The 18,130-nt window shown below is 39.6% G+C and carries 18 protein-coding genes; 5 read left to right on the forward strand and 13 right to left on the reverse strand.

Annotated elements, in window-relative coordinates:
• Window position 1: 1 nt before the first annotated feature.
• Window positions 2-1,141 carry a DEAD/DEAH box helicase gene (locus tag ACFFIP_RS03795; RefSeq protein ID WP_382386233.1) on the reverse strand — a complete coding sequence of 380 codons (1,140 nt, stop codon included), beginning with the start codon at window positions 1,139-1,141 and terminating at the stop codon, window positions 2-4.
• 180 nt (window positions 1,142-1,321) lie between these two features.
• On the opposite strand from ACFFIP_RS03795, the gene ACFFIP_RS03800 reads away from it, so the two are divergent.
• Window positions 1,322-2,494, forward strand: coding sequence for an ATP-grasp domain-containing protein (locus ACFFIP_RS03800; RefSeq protein ID WP_382386234.1), 1,173 nt, complete (start codon window positions 1,322-1,324; stop codon window positions 2,492-2,494).
• A gap of 46 nt (window positions 2,495-2,540) precedes the next feature.
• Window positions 2,541-3,299, forward strand: coding sequence for a hypothetical protein (locus ACFFIP_RS03805; RefSeq protein ID WP_382386235.1), 759 nt, complete (start codon window positions 2,541-2,543; stop codon window positions 3,297-3,299).
• Window positions 3,300-3,301: 2 nt separating this feature from the next.
• On the opposite strand, the gene ACFFIP_RS03810 is transcribed toward ACFFIP_RS03805, so the two are convergent.
• Genes ACFFIP_RS03810 through ppsA form a run of 7 tightly spaced genes read right to left on the reverse strand, consistent with a single transcriptional unit; the run spans window position 3,302 to window position 11,357 of the window.
• Window positions 3,302-3,742 (reverse strand): hypothetical protein, encoded by a 441-nt coding sequence (locus ACFFIP_RS03810; RefSeq protein ID WP_382386236.1) that lies wholly within the window; start codon window positions 3,740-3,742, stop codon window positions 3,302-3,304.
• A gap of 21 nt (window positions 3,743-3,763) precedes the next feature.
• Window positions 3,764-4,012 carry an acyl carrier protein gene (locus tag ACFFIP_RS03815; RefSeq protein ID WP_382386237.1) on the reverse strand — a complete coding sequence of 83 codons (249 nt, stop codon included), beginning with the start codon at window positions 4,010-4,012 and terminating at the stop codon, window positions 3,764-3,766.
• On the reverse strand, window positions 4,009-5,259 hold the full coding sequence (locus ACFFIP_RS03820; RefSeq protein ID WP_382386238.1) for a dihydrolipoamide acetyltransferase family protein: 1,251 nt from the start codon (window positions 5,257-5,259) through the stop codon (window positions 4,009-4,011). The genes ACFFIP_RS03815 and ACFFIP_RS03820 overlap by 4 nt, the downstream gene beginning before the upstream one ends.
• Complete coding sequence (locus tag ACFFIP_RS03825; protein ID WP_382386239.1) at window positions 5,256-6,242, reverse strand: alpha-ketoacid dehydrogenase subunit beta; 987 nt, start codon at window positions 6,240-6,242, stop codon at window positions 5,256-5,258. Before ACFFIP_RS03825 ends, ACFFIP_RS03820 begins: the two co-directional genes overlap by 4 nt.
• Window positions 6,239-7,237, reverse strand: a complete 999-nt coding sequence (gene pdhA, locus ACFFIP_RS03830) for a pyruvate dehydrogenase (acetyl-transferring) E1 component subunit alpha (protein ID WP_382386240.1) — start codon at window positions 7,235-7,237, stop codon at window positions 6,239-6,241. The genes ACFFIP_RS03825 and pdhA overlap by 4 nt, the downstream gene beginning before the upstream one ends.
• Window positions 7,238-7,240: 3 nt before the next feature.
• Window positions 7,241-8,959 carry an acetate--CoA ligase gene (acsA, locus tag ACFFIP_RS03835; RefSeq protein ID WP_382386241.1) on the reverse strand — a complete coding sequence of 573 codons (1,719 nt, stop codon included), beginning with the start codon at window positions 8,957-8,959 and terminating at the stop codon, window positions 7,241-7,243.
• 25 nt (window positions 8,960-8,984) lie between these two features.
• Window positions 8,985-11,357 carry a phosphoenolpyruvate synthase gene (ppsA, locus tag ACFFIP_RS03840; RefSeq protein WP_382386242.1) on the reverse strand — a complete coding sequence of 791 codons (2,373 nt, stop codon included), beginning with the start codon at window positions 11,355-11,357 and terminating at the stop codon, window positions 8,985-8,987.
• Between the two features lie 149 nt (window positions 11,358-11,506).
• On the opposite strand from ppsA, the gene rluF reads away from it, so the two are divergent.
• Both rluF and ACFFIP_RS03850 read left to right on the forward strand, forming a co-directional pair.
• Window positions 11,507-12,241 carry a 23S rRNA pseudouridine(2604) synthase RluF gene (gene rluF / locus ACFFIP_RS03845; RefSeq protein WP_382386243.1) on the forward strand — a complete coding sequence of 245 codons (735 nt, stop codon included), beginning with the start codon at window positions 11,507-11,509 and terminating at the stop codon, window positions 12,239-12,241.
• 148 nt (window positions 12,242-12,389) lie between these two features.
• Window positions 12,390-13,070, forward strand: coding sequence for a YiaD family glycine zipper/OmpA-like lipoprotein (locus ACFFIP_RS03850; protein WP_382386244.1), 681 nt, complete (start codon window positions 12,390-12,392; stop codon window positions 13,068-13,070).
• 75 nt (window positions 13,071-13,145) lie between these two features.
• Here ACFFIP_RS03850 and ACFFIP_RS03855 read toward each other — a convergent pair whose 3' ends face one another.
• The 5 genes from ACFFIP_RS03855 to ACFFIP_RS03875 form a co-directional block, all read right to left on the reverse strand.
• Complete coding sequence (locus tag ACFFIP_RS03855; RefSeq protein ID WP_382386245.1) at window positions 13,146-13,916, reverse strand: helix-turn-helix domain-containing protein; 771 nt, start codon at window positions 13,914-13,916, stop codon at window positions 13,146-13,148.
• Between the two features lie 11 nt (window positions 13,917-13,927).
• The gene (locus ACFFIP_RS03860; RefSeq protein ID WP_382386246.1) at window positions 13,928-14,185 is read right to left on the reverse strand and encodes a hypothetical protein; all 258 of its coding nucleotides are present in this window, start codon (window positions 14,183-14,185) and stop codon (window positions 13,928-13,930) included.
• Between the two features lie 148 nt (window positions 14,186-14,333).
• Window positions 14,334-14,906 carry a flavodoxin family protein gene (locus ACFFIP_RS03865; protein ID WP_382386247.1) on the reverse strand — a complete coding sequence of 191 codons (573 nt, stop codon included), beginning with the start codon at window positions 14,904-14,906 and terminating at the stop codon, window positions 14,334-14,336.
• Between the two features lie 59 nt (window positions 14,907-14,965).
• Window positions 14,966-15,754, reverse strand: coding sequence for an SDR family NAD(P)-dependent oxidoreductase (locus tag ACFFIP_RS03870; protein WP_382386248.1), 789 nt, complete (start codon window positions 15,752-15,754; stop codon window positions 14,966-14,968).
• Window positions 15,755-15,883: 129 nt separating this feature from the next.
• The gene (locus tag ACFFIP_RS03875) at window positions 15,884-17,386 is read right to left on the reverse strand and encodes a S10 family peptidase (protein WP_382386249.1); all 1,503 of its coding nucleotides are present in this window, start codon (window positions 17,384-17,386) and stop codon (window positions 15,884-15,886) included.
• A gap of 237 nt (window positions 17,387-17,623) precedes the next feature.
• On the opposite strand from ACFFIP_RS03875, the gene ACFFIP_RS03880 reads away from it, so the two are divergent.
• Complete coding sequence (locus ACFFIP_RS03880; RefSeq protein ID WP_382386250.1) at window positions 17,624-17,971, forward strand: single-stranded DNA-binding protein; 348 nt, start codon at window positions 17,624-17,626, stop codon at window positions 17,969-17,971.
• Window positions 17,972-18,130 lie beyond the last annotated feature (159 nt).

Here is an 18,130-nt window from a genome sequence, read left to right on the forward strand (position 1 = left end):
CTTAAATTTTGAAGGGAATGTTTTTGGCGTCAACCATTTCCACCCATCTGCCCATTTTTTTCTGAATTACTTTAAAGTGATGCTCCTCTTCTTCTGAAACAAGGGAAATTGCCTCACCGGCAGCGCCTGCCCTACCTGTTCTTCCTATCCTATGAATATAATCTTTGGGGGATCTTGGTAATTCGTAATTGACCACATAAGGCAGCAATTTGATATCTATTCCCCTTGCAGCCAAGTCTGTCGCTACCAAAACCCTGATTTTGCCAGCTTTGAATTTCACCAAAGCATCTGTTCTGGCTCCTTGACTTTTGTCTCCATGGAAAGCCATTGCTTCTATTCCGTGTTTTTTGAGTTTGTTGGCGACATTGTCCGCAGTCCGGATAGAGGAAGCAAAAACCAGTACCTGCTGCCAGTTCCCCTCCTGAATCAAATGTCGGAGTAATGGACCCTTGTATTCTTTGGGAACCAGATATGCTGTTTGGTCTATCTCTTCAGGGGTAACTTTTTCCTGATCTACCTCGATTTTTACTGGATGATGGAGCAATTTATCAATCAACTCCTCCACAGAAGATTCCATTGTAGCAGAAAAAAGAACGTTTTGACGTTTTTTAGGTAGTCTAGATAATATTTCATCAACCTCTAGTTTAAATCCAAGGTTGAGGACTTTATCTGCTTCATCCAATACCAATACCTGGAGTTTATCCAATTGAATGGAATTTCTCGAAAGTAAATCCAAAAGCCTTCCAGGGGTAGCCACAAGAATTTCTGTTCCGTGAAGATTCATCATCTGAGGATTGATGGAAACCCCACCAAAAACCGCCATGGTTTTTATCCTTCTCGGTAAATACTCACCAAACATTTTGACCACTTCCTGCACCTGTGCCGCAAGTTCTCGTGTGGGAACAATCACCAAAACTGGAACACTTCTGTCTTTTGGTTTTTCTTTCCCAACTAGTATCTGCAATATCGGTAATACATAAGATGCAGTTTTTCCTGAACCTGTAGGGGCAATTCCTAGTACATCTTTTTGTTGTAGTATAGCAGGTATGGCCTGTATCTGTATGGGGTAAGGACTTTCGTATTTCGCTTTTTGAATTGCTTCAAGAAGGCTTTCTGATAAACCGAGGGATTTAAAGCTCATTGATTAAAATTTATACAAAGGTAATCTTTATTGGATAGAAATCCCCTTCAAGTGATTCACTATCCAACTTAAGCTTCATGAAATGATTTCAAAATGAGAAGAATTTCAATGAACCATTGATCAAATTAATTTCAGAATGCACATTGCTAATTGTATTTTTGCCGGCAAATAATACTTCCTATGATTTTACTTGATTACCCATACGTTTCAGATTTCTTAATAGACACTATTGTCACTAACCAATTTCCAGTAGTAGCTACCAAAGAGGCCAAAGAAATCCTCAGAGACAGAAAAATTAATTGGATCAATGAGGCTGATGCGATATCACAAGTGAAGAATGTCGCTCTAATGCCTGTTTACACCAATTCAGAAAACAGCATTGCTTGGATTCAACAAAATCTGCAAGGGACTAGACTTCCGGAAATGATTGAAACCTTCAAAAATAAATTCAAATTCAGACAACTAATAAAAGAAGCATACCCTGATTATTTTTTTAGATCCATATCCTTGAGTGACCTGAGAGATACTGATATCAGTAATTTCAAATTCCCATTCATTATCAAGCCGGCTGTAGGGTTTTTCAGTATTGCTGTACATAAAGTGGACCGAAAAGAAGATTGGCCAGATATCGTTGGGAAGATTGAAAAGCAGATTGAAAAGACAAAAGCACTCTATCCAAAAGAAGTGGTCAGCAATACTGAGTTTATCATTGAAGAATACATTAGAGGGGAGGAATATGCCTTTGACTGCTATTTTGACCAAGATGGTAAACCTACAATCCTCAATGTGCTCCATCATGTATTTACCTCTGAATATGATGTCAGTGACAGGGTATATTCCAGTTCCAAAGAAGTAATTGAAAGACTCCATCAGCCTATAATGGACTTCTTACTGATGGTCGGTTCAAAAATAGAACTCAAGAATTTCCCATTACATATCGAAATCCGGGAAACTTCTCCTGGTAAAATCAACCCTATTGAGGTAAACCCGATGAGGTTTGGAGGTTGGTGTACAACTGCAGACCTGACTTGGTTTGCCTATGGAATCAATTCCTATGAATACTTTTTCAGCTCGCAAAAACCTGACTGGAAAAAAGTATTTGAAGGCCGAAAAGACAAAAAATACAGCTTGATTTTATTGGACAATCAATCTGATGTGGCGCAGGAAGATATTGCCTATTTTGACTTCGATGCCATCGCCAAAGACTTCGAAAACCCTCTCCATGTAAGAAAAGTCAATATGGACAAATTTGGCGTTTTTGGATTCCTTTTTACCGAAACCAGTAAAGGAAATGAAAAGGAATTGACAGAAATCCTCCACTCCGATTTAAAAAAATACATGATTTTAAAATAAAGCGTATTTTTGCGATAAAATTTAGCACCAAATAGACCCCTTCAAAATGCACCTTAAAACAGATGAGCTAGTAAGACTGGAAATCGAATTTGATTCAGGAATTATACCTCCTCCTTACAGTCATGTGTTTAAACTGAAAATCGGATTTGGCAAAAACTTCCTTGATACCTCATTGGACCTAAAATATACAGATAGGGAAGACCTGACAGAAGACGAAATCTTCGACGAAGGCTTCTCGTTAAATGACGATTATCAGTTTCAAGGTGAAATCCCGAATGTATGGGAAAGACCACTTAAAGAACTTTATGCTTCTTCCAAATGGTCCAACAATAAATTGGATGAAGAAGGTGGTGTTAAACTTTTGGCTAAAGATAAACAAGGGAAGATCAGCAGGACGATTCCTTTGAATCAACAGGAATGGCAGTTTTTTGCCCAGGACTATATTCAGGCGATTTACGAAATCACCAAAAAGGAAGCTCCGCTCACTTTACACTATATCATTAGAGAAAAAGAACAAGAGTTTTCAATTAGTCTGACCATTAAATTTTCCCTAAGGAGAGTTGATCTATCGGTCAATGGTAAGAACAAAACTGTTGATTGGGAAAACACAAAATCCCTGCTTTCTTATGTTTTCTTACCTGATTACGACTATTCTAAAGCAAAAGAACAAAGTCCAAAGCACCAAGGTCATTTTATTGATTGTGGTGATGGATACTGGCATGAAATAGGAAAAGGAGTCATCAATATTGACGACTCCTTTGATGCTGTTTCAAAAATAAAAGAGGGATTTAGAAAACTGATTTAGGCTCAGGGAGTAGCGTTATCAAAGAAATCCCTGACAAATGCCAATAATTGATTGTCAGTCAGCTTATCACTTGGCTGCACGGCCAACCATTTTCCACCAAAGGACTTATTATCCCTGAGCTTATTTCTGAGCTGTTCTTTGACAGTTCCTGGCCCAAACAGTAGGATATCTTCAAAATTAGTTAACTTTCCTTCCATCAATTTGAAATATTCATTAAGTTCATTTTGAGAAATATTGTTTTTACGATACTCATTATTAGAGGCATGTAAAGGGTTAGCGGTAAACCTTGTTTTATCATCTGTTTCACCCTCATATCTTTTCATACTTTCAAAAGGAGAATCTACCGTTTCAATCAATTCCGCTTTTCCATTTTTATAGCCGACAAAGTGTGCTTTGGAATGATCAATCCATACGCCAACTTGCTTAAAAGATTTATGGTCCATAGTTATAGGGGGTTTAAGATTTTACTGTTTAATTTTTTTCAAAAGGTATCCAATCAATGACTTTAAGTTAGTGGTTTTCCCGTAATCTTCCTCAGGAATATCCACCTTTAATTTTTCACTGATTGCCACGATAAACTGTAATGCATCAAAAGAGTCGATATTCAGCGCCTCTCTGATATTTTCTTCCTGCATCAGTAAAGATGGGTCTGTTTCCGGAGCTATTCTTTTCAATAATTGAAAAACTGTCTTCTTGATTTCTTCTTCACTCATAAACTTTCAGGGTTTTGTAAATACCGATTTAAAGCAGCCAAAAATTTGCTACCTACTAATCCATCTGTAGCTCGGTGATCTGCGGCCAAGGTAACATCTACTACAGGATGAATACCCAGCATACCGTTCTCGGCAAAAGGTTGATCGCTGATCTCCCCAAAACCTACAATACCCACCTGAGGAGGATAAATAAGACCAAAAACCTTTTCAGCTCCTCCATCCCCAAGGCTGGTGATGGTAAATGTAGACTGGCTTATTTCAGAGCTTCTCAATTTGAACGCTCTTGCTCTTGGTATGATATCATTTACAGCCTCCATAATCTCATCGATACTTTTGGAGTCAGCTGACGGTATTGAGGGAACCATAATTCCACCTGTTCTCAGGGATACAACAAGCCCAACATTGATCTCATTTTTTCTTTGCAGGCCATTTTCCCAGGTAGCATTTAAGTCGGGCACATCATCTAATGCTTTGGCTGTAGCCTTAATGAACAGAGACACAGGGAGAAGTCTTTGGGCAACTGACCTGTCTTTGTTGGTTTCTTTTAGCCACTGCATTGATCTGGATAAATTTATCCTCTTTTCAAGGTAGTAATGTGGGATTTCTCTATTAGACTTGCTCATTGCTGCGGCTACAGCAAGTCTAATTCCCTCCGAAGAAGGAGAAGATATCTTTTCCAACTCCTCCTTCTCTTCAATTTGAAGCTTTTCCTCAACCACTTCCATTTTGGCTGTTTCGGCTTTTTCTACTTTTTCTTTACCTTGATTCAAAATAGCATTTTCAATATCTACTTTTACGATTGCCCCCTCCGGTCCTGTCCCTTTGATCATAGAAATATCCAAATGGTTTTCCTCAGCCATTTTCCTGGCCAATGGGGAAATCTTTATCCTCTGCTCCTTGGTGGTTTTTTCTTCACGTAATTCGGGTTTATTTTCTTGAATAACATCTGATGAAGCAAAAACCGGCTCACTGGACTTAAATGCTTCAGGTAAAGGGGATTTGGATGAATCACCAAGCGGTTTGATCAAAGCTAAAACAGTTCCCACGGGCACTTTTTCTCCTTCCTTTACCACTTGCTTTTCCAATATGCCTTCATCAAAAACCTCTATCTCAATCAAACCCTTTTGCGTATCAACATCAGCGATTATATCCCCTCTCTGAAGAATATCTCCAGGTTGCTTTCTCCATTCTACCAAAGTGCCATCCTCCATGTCAGCACCCAAGCTGGGCATCAAAAACTTTATCATGGCTTTATCATTCTTTTAATTTTCTCAACAATGTCCCAAACCTGCGGTACTGAGGCATCTTCCAGGTGTTTTGGATAAGGTATTGGTACTTCTTTACCGCAAAGTCTCTCAACAGGACCATCCAATTCGAAGAAGGCTTTCTCCATTATCCTGGTGACAACCTCTGAAGATATGCTGACAGATTTCCAAGCATCTTCTACCACCAAAGCCCGGTGGGTTTTACTGATGGATGTTAAAAATCCCTCATCATCCAAAGGCCTTAAGACCCTTAGGTCTATTACTTCTACATCTATATTTTCTTGGAATAGATGTTCAGCGGCTTCCAAACATTTATAGACTCCTGTGCCATAAGTAATGACACTGATATCTTTGCCAGCTCTCAATACTTTTGATTTTTGGATATCAACCTCTTCTGCATACTCCTGAATTTCCTTTTCAAGATTTAACATGGAAGTATACTCAAAGATGATCACTGGATCTGGACTTTTTAGCGCTGACAACAACATACCCCTGGCATCTTCATGTGTCCCTACCGAAAGAACAATCAACCCCGGGACATGGGCATAAAATGGCTCCCAACTATGCGAATGTTGCGCTGCCAGTTGTCTACCAATCCCACAGCCCATTCTGATCACAACAGGTACATTAACCTGGCCTCCTGACATATGTAAAAGCGTAGCTGCATTGTTAAAAATCTGGTCCATAGCCAGCAGGCTGAAATTTACGGTCATCACTTCCACAATCGGCTTCATTCCTACTAAAGCCGCTCCAATTCCTGCTCCAGTAAAACCAGATTCTGAAAGTGGAACATCCATGATCCTTTCAGGTCCGAATTCCTCCAACAATCCTTTGCTGACTGCAAAGGCACCACCATAATGGCCGACATCTTCCCCCATTAGGAATACGCGTTCATCCTTCTGAAGGGCTTCCCGTATAGCAGATTTCAAAGCTTCCCTGTATGTTAATTTGACTGTATTGCTCATAATGCTTTAGGTTCAGTGTAAACATACTTGTGTAAATCATTGACATCTTCCCATGTCCCTTCTTCCGCAAATACAATAGACTTCTCCACCATCTCTTCAATGGCCTGCTCCAAGTCTTCAATTTCATTTTGAGTAATCAGCCTTTTTTCAAATAAATGGGATTTAAATTTTGGAATCGGGTCTTCATTTTTCCATTCCTCCACTTCCTTTTTATCCCTGTAGAGTTCTGCATCAAACATGGAATGTGCTCTGAATCTATAAGTATTGCAAACCAAGAAATATGGCTTCCCGGTTTTCTTGATATATTCCACTGCATTTTGGGTAGCTTCTAAAACTGCTAAAAGATCCATGCCATCTACCGCAGAGGATTGAATTCCATAAGCTTCACCTTTTTTCTCCAGTTGTTGCATGGAATGGGTATAGCGGATGGCAGTACCCATAGCATATAGGTTATTTTCGCAAACAAAAAGCGTAGGCGTTTCCCATAGTGCTGCCAAATTCAAAGATTCATGAAACTCCCCCTCAGCTGCTGCACCTTCACCAAAAAAGCAACAAGTTACATTTCCCTTTTTCTGCTTTTTGGCCCCTAAAGCCATCCCAACTGCCAAAGGCAGATGTCCTCCCACAATCGCATTACCTCCAAAGAAATTCAAAGAAGTATCAAAAAGGTGCATAGAGCCTCCTCTTCCTTTACTGCATCCTTCCACCTTACCAAACATCTCTGCCATGATCACCTCAGGGTTCATTCCCCTTGCCAAAGCATGTCCATGTTCACGGTAGGTACTTAGAACATAGTCTTCAGGATGCAGATGATGCATCACCCCTACTGCAACCGCTTCTTCTCCTACATAAAGATGAAGAAATCCCCTGATTTTGGATTTGGTATATTCCTCGGCTGCTTTTTCTTCAAACCGCCTGATCAAAATCATTTGATGAAGAAGGTGTTTCCCTTCTTCCGCCGTCATTTTGTATTCTTTTATGGCTTTTGTTTTCATGACTTATTGGTTTTTTTCCAATGTTGACAGATCCCCTTCAGGCAAACCAAGTTCCCTTGCTTTCAGTAGTCTCCGGAGAATTTTTCCACTCTTGGTTTTTGGAAGACTATCCACAAATTCTATTTCCTTTGGTGCCACAGCCGGACCCATAGTCTTTCTGGCAAATCCGATCAAATCCAATTCCATGTCTTCGTTGGCTTCGTATCCTTCTTTTAACACCACAAAAGCTTTCACCAATTCTCCAATAGAAGCTTCAGGCTTACCTATTACTGCCGCCTCTGCGACAGCCGGGTGTTTCATCAAAGTACTTTCCACTTCAAATGGACCGACCATATGACCTGAGGTTTTGATGATATCATCCGCCCTTCCCACAAACCAGAAGTATCCATCTTTATCTTTTTTAGCGAGATCACCAGTAACATACCAATCTCCCTTAAAGCATTTTTTATATCGTTCTTCTTCATGGAGATAAGCCCTGAATATTGAAGGAAAGTCTTTTTTCAAGACCAAATGTCCCTGTATGTCGGGTTGATCCTGGATGATAATATCCTCTTCTTTAATGTTTGCTATGGCAGCGACAACTCCTGGAAGAGGTTTACCCATTGAACCTGGTTTTACCTTCATAGAGCGGTAATTAGCGATCATGATCCCTCCGGTTTCAGTTTGCCACCAGTTATCCAGCACTGGCACCCCAAAAGCATTTTCTCCCCATACGACTGCTCCTGCATGTAAAGGCTCTCCCACACTCAGAACAAGTCTCAAATGGGAAAGATCATATCTTTCCTTCGGAACCAAATCCATTCTCATCAACCTTCGAATAGCTGTTGGCGCTGTATACCATACATTGACTTTTTCCTTTTCCAGGATCTCATACCACCTCATCCCATCAAATTCATTTTCATCAATGATACTGCTTACCCCATTGACCAATGGGGAAATAATACCATAAGAAGTTCCTGTAACCCAACCTGGGTCTGCAGTACACCAAAAAACATCCCCTTTTTGAAAATCCAACACATACTTACCCGTAGTGAAATGTGTCAAAACTGCCTGATGAACATGTAGAGCTCCTTTCGGCATCCCAGTAGTTCCACTGGTAAAATGGAGTAATGCAGGGTCTTCCAGATTAGTCGGCCTAATTTCAAAATCTTTGGAAACCCTTTCCATCCATTTGGGAAAGGAAAGCGCAACATCATCAAAATCCTCAGTAGCATCAGTGATGAGTACATATTTCAAAGAGGGCAACTGGTCCAAAAGACCTTTTATTTTATGGATATAAAACTGAGCATTGGTCACAAGTATCCTGGCGTCGCCCCTGCTTAATCTTTGAAGTATAGGTTCTGGTCCAAAAACAGAAAACAGCGGACAAAAGACCGCTTTATACTTTAAAGATCCAAGAGCAACAATATACAACTCCGGAACTCTTCCCAATAAGGAAAAGACTCTCTCTCCTTCTTCCAAACCAAGTTTCCTTAGAATATTCGCAAATTTTGCAGTCAGGTCTTTCAACATACCATAACTGTAATCCTCTCTTTGATCATCTTTTCTGATAAACCTGATAGCCAGAGAATCTTTCAATTGACCCTCAGTGTGTCTATCAACAGCTTCATAAGCGATGTTAATTCCTTTGCCTCCCGGAAGACCAGTAAGTCCTGATTGCTCTTTTTTCCAATCAAAAACCTTATAAAAGGTGTTATATTCAGCTAAATTCGGCTTTCTCATTTTTTCCATGTTTTAGGTTTCCAAATCATTTAGCTTTTGATTCAGCCAACGCAATGTTTTCAATACCTTTCAATAAGGCGTCTGGATTAAAGGAAATACTATCAATACCCTGCTCCACAAGGAACTGGGCAAAGGCTGGGAAATCACTTGGAGCTTGACCACAGAGCCCGATTTTCACTCCTGATTCTTTTGCTGTTTTGATCACTGTGGCCAACATACTTTTTACAGAGATATTATTTTCATCAAAGAGGTCAGAAATAATTGCTGAATCCCTATCAATCCCTAATGTCAATTGAGTGAGGTCATTTGATCCAATTGAAAAACCATCAAAGATTTCTGCAAACTCCCTGGCCTGAATCACATTGCTCGGAATTTCAGCCATCACATATACTTCAAGCCCATTTTTGCCCCTTTCCAATCCAAATTGTTTCATGGTATCCAATACTTTTTGGCCTTCTTCCACTGTCCTGCAGAAAGGGATCATTAGTTTTACATTAGTGAAACCCATTTCATCTCTTAGTTTGCGCATGGCTTCACATTCCAGTCCAAAACCTTCTTTGTAGCGTTCATTATAATAGCGTGATGCTCCCCTAAAACCCAACATTGGGTTTTCTTCATCCGGCTCAAAAGCCTTACCTCCGATCAATTGGGCATATTCATTGGATTTAAAATCACTCATCCGTACAATGACGTCTTTTGGATAAAAAGCAGCTGCCACCATGGCTATATTTTGAGACAATTGATCTACAAAATATTTTTTCTTATCTGGATAATGTTGGGTTATGGCCTGAATGGCTTTTTTGTCATTGTTATCAGGAAGTTGTTTAAAATTGACCAAAGCCATTGGATGTATCCTGATGGTATTGCTGATGATAAATTCCATCCTGAGTAAGCCTACTCCTTGGTTTGGATAAAAGGATAATCTAAAAGCTTTGAAAGGATCAGCTAAGATGAACATGGGCTTCGTTTTAGTGGGTGGAATTGATTTCATATCGATTACCCTTTCCTCCCATTCCAACTGACCATCGTAAATCTTGCCTTCATCCCCTTCTATACAAGAAACTGTAATGACCTGACCATCTTTGAGTTTTTCTGTAGCATCGCCAGTCCCGACAACTGCATGAATTCCCAGTTCTCTAGCTACAATGGAAGCATGACTGGTTCGTCCCCCTTTGTTGGTAACTATACTGATGGCTTTTCTCAACATGGAGTTCCAGTCGGGGTTGGTGATATCCGCCACAATGATATCTCCTTCCTGTACTTTTACTGCATCTGCCAATGATTTGACTACGCAAACCCTTCCACTGGCAATTTTACTACCCACTGCTTTACCCTTGGTTATTGCTATTGCTTTGGACTTTAGGTTATATTCTTTGACTTTTATTCCTTCAAGCTGCCCGTGAACAGTTTCAGGCCTTGCTTGCACGATAAACAGTTCTCCGCTCAAACCATCTTTTGCCCATTCAATATCCATTGGCATGCCGTAATGTTGTTCAATTTTTAGGCTCCATTCTGCAAGTTTTTCAAGATCCTCCTGTTCCAAAGAGAATGTACTTCGCTCTGAATGAGTAGTTTTCACATTTTTCAGTGGCTTTTCCCCTTCTTCATCGTAAATCATTTTATTCTCTTTCTCACCCATCTTTTTGAAAATAATACTAGTAAACCCTTTTTCAATAGAAGGTTTGAAAGCATAAAATTCATCTGGATTAACGGCTCCTTGTACGATATTCTCACCCAATCCCCAAGCAGAGGTGATGTAAATGACTTTTTCAAATCCAGTTTCCGGGTCAATGGTAAAAATCACACCTGCACTACCCTTGTCGGACCGGACCATTCTTTGAACACCTGCTGAAAGTGCGACCTGCATATGATCAAAACCATTATCAAGGCGATATTTAATTGCTCTGTCATTAAAAAGAGAAACAAAACACCGATGAACTGCCTTTAGCAAATTATCTTCTCCGATGATATTCAAAAAACTGTCATGCTGACCAGCAAAGCTGGCAGTTGGTAAATCTTCCGCGGTAGCAGAACTCCTTACGGCTACCGAAATGGGCTGATTGGCAGCTAATAATCTATACGATTCCACGATATCAGACTTTAACAATTCAGGCAAAACTCCATTTCGAAGCAAGTTTCTACATGCTTCTCCCATTTCATGTAAATTAGAAAGGTGTACTTTATCTAACTTATCGAGTATATCTGCCAAAGCTTTGACTAGATTGTTTTCAGATAGAAAAACCCTGAAGGCCTCAGCTGTGGTTGCAAATCCATCAGGAACTTGTATCCCTAGAGGTCCTAGGACTTGAATCATTTCACCCAAGGATGCATTTTTACCACCTACTGAGGACACATCTTTATTGCTGATTTTTCGAAAGGATATCGTGAATTTCCCCATGACGCTTTTATCAAGTTTCTTTGTTGAAGAATAAACAAGTTAACTGCTTATATCCATAAAAAATATGATGAAAATCAGGTAGCTACATATTTTTATCCTTCTCCAAAAAATCAATTGTATCTTTGATCCAAAATTGAGCAACTTAAAATATGAGTGAATCTCAGGGAACAAGAATCAACAAATATTTGAGCGAAGTGGGTTTTTGCTCCAGAAGAGCCGCGGATAAATTGATAGAGGAAGGCAAAGTGACTATCAATGGGAAAATCCCTGAAATGGGTACAAAAATCCAACCCGGGGATGAAATCAGGGTCAATGGAAAACTGATTTCAGAACCAAAAGAAGAGCATGTATACATTGCTTTTAACAAACCCATTGGTATTGTATGTACCACTGACACAAAATCAGAAAAAGATAATATCATTGATTATATCAACCACCCCAAACGAATTTTTCCAATTGGCCGCTTAGACAAGCCCAGTGAAGGATTGATTCTTTTGACCAGTGATGGAGACATTGTCAATAAGATTCTGAGGGCAAGAAATAACCACGAAAAGGAATACATTGTCACAGTCGACAAAATAATCACTTCTGATTTCATACGAAAAATGAGCAATGGGATTCCCATTTTGGGCACAGTTACCAATAAGTGCAAAGTAACTCCGTTAGGGAAATACAAATTTAAAATTATCCTCACCCAAGGACTCAACCGTCAGATCAGACGAATGTGTGAATATTTGGGATATGAAGTGACCAAGCTGAAAAGAATCCGCATTATGAATATTCCATTAGACCTAGCTATCGGGAAATGGAGAGACCTAACTCATAAAGAATTGATGGAAATCAATCAACTAATTGCAGATTCTGCCAAGACACACGATGACTGATTTTTTTATTGACTTCTAGATGAGCGGTATACCGTTCAAAAAAAAAGAAAACCGAATTATTTGGACCGAATTGGCATGAAATTGGATTATTGTATTGAATCTATCCAAATATGGGGATGATAATGAATCAACCTAATTTTAACATACTATGAAAAAATCAAAACTGTTTTTAAGTATTCTTGCTCAAATCATTGGGGTTACATTCTTGGTAAGTTGTTCTTCCTGGAACAATACCCAAAAAGGCGCTGTAATCGGTGCAGGTTCAGGTGCCGCCATAGGTGGTGTGATCGGTAATAAAAGCGGAAATGCCGGAAGAGGTGCTGTAATAGGCGCTGTAGTCGGAGGTGCTGCAGGCACTGCTATCGGTATCTATATGGATAAGCAGGCCAAGAAGATGGAGGAAGAAATCAAGGATGCGGAAATTGAAAGAGTCGGAGAAGCCATCAAAGTAACCTTTGAATCAGGAATCTTGTTTGGTTTTGATTCTTTCTCTCTTACTCCTGCTTCCCAGGAAAACATCATGAAATTTGCGGAAATTCTAAATGAATATCCTGATACAAATATTATGATTGAAGGACATACTGATAGCAGAGGAACCCATCAGTACAACCAAACGCTATCGGAAAGAAGAGCAATGTCCGTTAAGAATTATTTGAAAATGCAAGGAGTAGATGACGGTAGAATGACCACTCTTGGCCATTCTTTCGACAAACCTGTAGCTACAAACGATACGGATGAAGGTAGAGCCAAAAACAGAAGAGTAGAAATCCTGATCTCGGCCAATGAAGACCTGATTGAAAAAGCTGAGAAAGGTGAAATCAAAAATTAATTGGTATAAAAAACTCTTAATAAGCGATGGATTGGATTCTTAAATCAGCAATTGAGCAGTAATTGTCTTATAAGATTAGGATTTCAGCCTCATAATTTCTGATTTCAGATCCAGAATCATCTGAGAGATATCTTCCAGGCTCGCGGGCCTGGATTTATCTTTTGGATTCGGGAAATCTGTGCTGATAAAAGCTTTAGCCTCCCAGATCTCCAGCACATCTTCCCCTTTGATTTCATAAGGTTTATACTGCTCGTTATCCGAAACCAAAAAAAGTTTACCGTTTTCTTCCAGATAGTTAAATACCCTTTTATACACCACCCCTTCTGTCACGGTGACCAACACGTAAGTTCTACCACTTTTGATATCACTTAGCTGCTCGACATAGGATCCGATGATAATCGTGCCAGGTACCAAAGGCAGCATACTGTCTCCGCTAAGCTCAAAAGCCCTATATGTGGTATGCCTGGACAAATTTGGAAGATGGAATTGTGGCAAGGATTCTACATATTCCGGATCAGAAAACCCATTAAGGTACCCCGCTGAGGCTTTTTGTCCTACCATGGTAATCCGCTCATTATCCTCCTGATCTACTGCGATCGTCAATACTTTTATATCCTTTTGACCGGTTATTTTTCTACCCTGCTCTTGAATGTCCCTGTATAGCAATTCATCAATGCTAATATTAAAAAGTGAAGACATGATACTCAATGAGGAAAGTTTGGGCTCAGACCTTCCATCTTCATATGCAGAAATCATGGTTCTTTGCAATCCCAGTTTTTCAGCGAGTTCTGACTGGGTCATCTGCAATTGATTTCTGAAATAGCGGAGATTTTTGGCAAGGAACATAGAATTGTTATTTAGGCAGAATAAAGGTAGAAATTATGATCTTCCTTGACAGGGTTCTTCAAAGAAAACGGATTGATTCCCGACATTGACATTCTTCTTTGAAGCATTCTTTCTTGAATTTCCAAAATAATTTCTCCTACTGGTTTAGGCTCATTGGTCAAAAGGTAACCATACATGGGTCTGACTTCATCCTCGATAAAAAACTTCACCTGAACATTTCCTGACGGTAGTTCTTTTTGTTCGACACTTATTTTATTCAAATCTTTCATAGCCTTAATAATTATAAGGCTAATATAAAAAAGTTATTTTAAATAACACAAACATGTTAATAAAACAAACCTCAATAAGACACAATATGTCGCAAAAGTTACATTATTTGATTTAGAAAGCTTTATTTCATACTCAAAGGAGAAGTTTTCACTTGAATCTGAGCACCAACCTTGCAACTCTTTTTCCCAATCCTTCTGCTTTTTTCAAAAATATCTCTTGAACTTCTTTACCTGCAAAATCCCCTTCACCAGTAATCGCTGAAGCGCCAAAAGATGCTTCCAGTTCATCTCCTCCTACGATGACCATACCATGTATCATCATGGCCCTAATCATACTGAACATCACAGCTTCCTCGCCTATGGAGAAGCCTCCACCGGTAACAAAAACCGCCCCGATTTTATTCTTTAAAGGTCTTCCTTCAAATGGCCAGGAATTGATGAATTCCTGCACTTCGGGGGCTATATTGGCATTATAAACGGGAGATCCCACGATAATGGCCGAAGCATTCAGGATTTCCTTTTCCTTGACTTTTCGAATTGGTTTTAGAATAAATTCCACACCTTCTACCTGATGTATGCCATTGGCAATCGATTCTGCCATGGCTTTTGTTTTCCCTGACTCGGAATGGTAGGTGATGAGGATGGTTTTATCGGACTGAGCTTTCAGGCTAATGGAAAAGCAAAAACAAAGTACAAAAATTAACTTAGCTAATACGTTCATGGAAGTATAATTGAAATTTAAAATTACAATTGATTTCAATGTAAAAGAAGTCCAATCCCCTACCCATTCATCTTCGCCATCATTTTTCTTAAAACACGTGGAATCAAGCGTGAAATTGCATACATCACCTTTCCATGGCCTGTGATGACTACCATCTTTTTTCGCTTGAGAATTGCTTTGACCATGGCTATAGCTGCTTTGTCTGTGGGCCACATCAAGTTGATAGGCCTGGGATCCGGTGCATCAGGATGAAAATTGCCCTGATTATCAACTCGGGTAATATTGCTAGCTACAAATCCAGGGTGAATTGTGGTACAACTGACCCCCGAACCCAACAGCTCCGATTGTAAAGTCTCTCCGATATTCTGTACAGCAGCTTTACTGGCGCCATAAGCACCTAGCTTAGGATTGGGAACAAAAGCTGCTATACTTCCTATCAATGCCAGTCTGCCTTTGGTCTTTCGGAGTTCTGGGAGCGCATACTTGGCAGTAAGGGCAAGTCCGGTAACATTCAACCGTAACTGCCTGTCCCATTCTCCTGCAGTAAGCTTTTCTATCTTTCCAACTACTCCTCCACCAGCATTGGCTACACAGACATCCAGTTTACCGAAAGCTTGAACAATATCATGCATACACTTTTCTATGGACTGCTCTTCCATCACATCGCAGAAAAAAGCTTGTGCATTTCCTCCTTCATGTTTGATTTCTTCTACAAGCTTATCAAGGAGATCTGTTCTTCTAGCACTGACTGCTACTTTGGCACCTTCATGAGCAAAAGCTTTTGCCAGATGTAAGCCTATTCCTGAAGAGGCTCCTGTGATCCAGATGACTTGGTTTTTGAATTTCATGTTATAATTTAAGGATAAACCCCTTAAAACAAGCACAACCATTCAAACTAATTGATTGAAAAACAAAAGGGTAAGAAATTAACTTACCCTTTTTTCTCTTTAAGCTATTTAATTCTAATTAGAAAAACATCAATGTGTGTCCTGAATAAAATCAGCCAAATCCTTTTTGAACTTAATCAGCGAAGGCATATGAGTGTACATCATATGGCCTGCTTCATAATAAGTCATGATGATGTTTTTCCTGATCTCCGGCCTTAGGTTCATTTGATCAATGGTATGTTCTACCCCATAGAAAACAGTCGCTAAGTCATAGTAACCATTCATAATCAACACTTTGACATTAGGATCCTTGTTCATGGCATCCGCCATATCGATGGCGGTATTGATAGAAATCATACTACCCCAACCTTCATTTCCCTTATGAGACCAGTCCCATTTAAAGCCGGGTGCTGAATAGGCTGAAGTTCTGTAATTTAGTTTTTTGCTCACACCAAGGTCCCTGTGGAAATAATCCAAAAATCCTGCGGTGTATGCAGGTGAAATGGCATCACTCTGAGGATCAGTAATGGCGTATTGATTTTGGGTCAGCGGATTTATCCCAGTAAACCTTGAATCCAGCCTACCCACTGTCATTCCTTCTTCCCTAAGCAGTTCATTGAAAAACTCCTGTGCCCTTACCCTGAGATTGGCCCTTAACCAATATGCTTTCGAAACTCCTGAATATTGCTCAAGTTTGGAGGCAATTGCAGCTTTATCAGTTTCGGAAAGTCTCCCTCCTTTGAAAAGAGCAGGCATATACTCTTCCTCGGTAAATTTCCTGACTTCATCTACAAATGCTTCCAGGCTAGGATTCTTGTTTTTTAACTTATCATGGTACCAGGCAGTTGTTGCATAAGTCGGGAAATGAACCAAGTAAGAAGTGCTTTCCTGAACAGGGAAAGCCAAAGACCTGATATCAAAGACAGCAGATACCATCACCACCCCATTTAGGGCAATTCCCTTATCCAACAAATAATTCATCACACCGGCATTTCTCATGGTGCCATAACTTTCTCCAAGGATATATTTTGGAGACTGCAAACGGTCATATTCCTTCAGAAACTGCATGATGAACAGACTGATTGCCCGGATGTCCTGATCCACTCCCCAAAAATCCTTTCCTTCAGCTTTGCCAACAGGCACACTAAGTCCTGTGCCTACAGGATCCATCATCACCACATCAGCAATATCCAAAATAGCATAATCATTATTGACCAATTCATAAGGCGCAGCTTTGGTGTAGCCCGGATCATTGACCACAATCCTTTTTGGGCCCATCACACCCATGTGCAACCAATAGGAGGAGGAGCCAGGCCCTCCGTTAAATGCAAAAATTATCGGACGCTTGGATGGCCCATCTTCTTTAAAATAAGCAGTAAAACCGTGTAATGCGATAGGCTCATTACTTTCATCTCTGAGCAGAAAAGTTCCCGCCCTAGTCTTGAGGGCATGGTTCACACCATTGATTCTAACATTTTGAGTAGAAGTGAACACCTCCGCTTCCGGTATTGGCTTTGCATCAGATTTATCCTGCGCCCAAAGGGAAGAGGAAAATAAAAGCGCCAAAATAATGAGTAGATTGATTTTTTTCATAGGAATACCTTTTGTTAATATGGTGTTTAATCTACTCAAATCTGATGAAAAGGAATACTTATTTTATATGAATGTAAAAACATCAGGTCAATTTGACAGGGGTACTATCCGTTTATAATCGGATATATCCGATTATTATGAGGGGCTTTCAAATTATCTTTTTGAAATTTGTTCTGCTGACTTTTTTGGATAGACAGCAAAATGAAATTATTCTTTAACCAATTATTCTTTTAAGTTATGAGCAGTATTAGAAACAGAGTACAATTGATCGGAAGGTTAGGTGCAAAACCTGAAGTAAAACGATTTGATGATGGCAAGGTAAAAGCAACAGTAAGCGTAGCCACCAAAGACTTTTACAAAAATCAAAAAGGCGAAAATGTAGAAGAAACTACCTGGCATTATGTAGTCGCATGGGGAAAATCAGCAGAAACTTTAGAGAAATACACAGACAAAGGCTCTGAAGTAGCGGTTGATGGAAAATTATCCAGTAGAAGCTATACTGATAAAGATGGAGCCAAAAAATATATCACCGAAGTTGTGGTAGACAGTGTGGTGTTAATGGGAGAAAAAGTTGCCGCAGTTTAATCCATTACAGGCTGCAGATAAATTCCTAAAACAAACCCTCATAATTGTTATGGACTGCAGCCTGAGCTTTTCTACTTTGTTTTTATCTCCAATTTTTTAATGCAATTTGTGCAACTTCTTCAAAAGATTTTTTTGATAACGAACAATTGCATCTATTTA

Origin of the sequence: Fontibacter flavus (assembly GCF_042432905.1) — a bacterium.
Lineage (GTDB): Bacteria > Bacteroidota > Bacteroidia > Cytophagales > Cyclobacteriaceae > Fontibacter > Fontibacter flavus.

Bases quoted from the DNA above. Each gene is read 5' to 3' on its own strand.
- ACFFIP_RS03865 (WP_382386247.1), bottom strand. From the start codon at position 14,906: ATGAACGTATTAGCTAAGTTAATTTTTGTACTTTGTTTTTGCTTTTCC.
- pdhA (WP_382386240.1), bottom strand. From the start codon at position 7,237: ATGAAAACAAAAGCCATAAAAGAATACAAAATGACGGCGGAAGAAGGG.
- ACFFIP_RS03870 (WP_382386248.1), bottom strand. From the start codon at position 15,754: ATGAAATTCAAAAACCAAGTCATCTGGATCACAGGAGCCTCTTCAGGA.
- ACFFIP_RS03825 (WP_382386239.1), bottom strand. From the start codon at position 6,242: ATGAGCAATACAGTCAAATTAACATACAGGGAAGCTTTGAAATCTGCT.
- ACFFIP_RS03850 (WP_382386244.1), top strand. From the start codon at position 12,390: ATGAAAAAATCAAAACTGTTTTTAAGTATTCTTGCTCAAATCATTGGG.
- ACFFIP_RS03815 (WP_382386237.1), bottom strand. From the start codon at position 4,012: ATGAGTGAAGAAGAAATCAAGAAGACAGTTTTTCAATTATTGAAAAGA.
- ACFFIP_RS03860 (WP_382386246.1), bottom strand. From the start codon at position 14,185: ATGAAAGATTTGAATAAAATAAGTGTCGAACAAAAAGAACTACCGTCA.
- rluF (WP_382386243.1), top strand. From the start codon at position 11,507: ATGAGTGAATCTCAGGGAACAAGAATCAACAAATATTTGAGCGAAGTG.
- ACFFIP_RS03820 (WP_382386238.1), bottom strand. From the start codon at position 5,259: ATGATAAAGTTTTTGATGCCCAGCTTGGGTGCTGACATGGAGGATGGC.
- ACFFIP_RS03875 (WP_382386249.1), bottom strand. From the start codon at position 17,386: ATGAAAAAAATCAATCTACTCATTATTTTGGCGCTTTTATTTTCCTCT.
- ppsA (WP_382386242.1), bottom strand. From the start codon at position 11,357: ATGGGGAAATTCACGATATCCTTTCGAAAAATCAGCAATAAAGATGTG.
- acsA (WP_382386241.1), bottom strand. From the start codon at position 8,959: ATGAGAAAGCCGAATTTAGCTGAATATAACACCTTTTATAAGGTTTTT.
- ACFFIP_RS03880 (WP_382386250.1), top strand. From the start codon at position 17,624: ATGAGCAGTATTAGAAACAGAGTACAATTGATCGGAAGGTTAGGTGCA.
- ACFFIP_RS03810 (WP_382386236.1), bottom strand. From the start codon at position 3,742: ATGGACCATAAATCTTTTAAGCAAGTTGGCGTATGGATTGATCATTCC.
- ACFFIP_RS03855 (WP_382386245.1), bottom strand. From the start codon at position 13,916: ATGTTCCTTGCCAAAAATCTCCGCTATTTCAGAAATCAATTGCAGATG.
- ACFFIP_RS03805 (WP_382386235.1), top strand. From the start codon at position 2,541: ATGCACCTTAAAACAGATGAGCTAGTAAGACTGGAAATCGAATTTGAT.
- ACFFIP_RS03800 (WP_382386234.1), top strand. From the start codon at position 1,322: ATGATTTTACTTGATTACCCATACGTTTCAGATTTCTTAATAGACACT.
- ACFFIP_RS03795 (WP_382386233.1), bottom strand. From the start codon at position 1,141: ATGAGCTTTAAATCCCTCGGTTTATCAGAAAGCCTTCTTGAAGCAATT.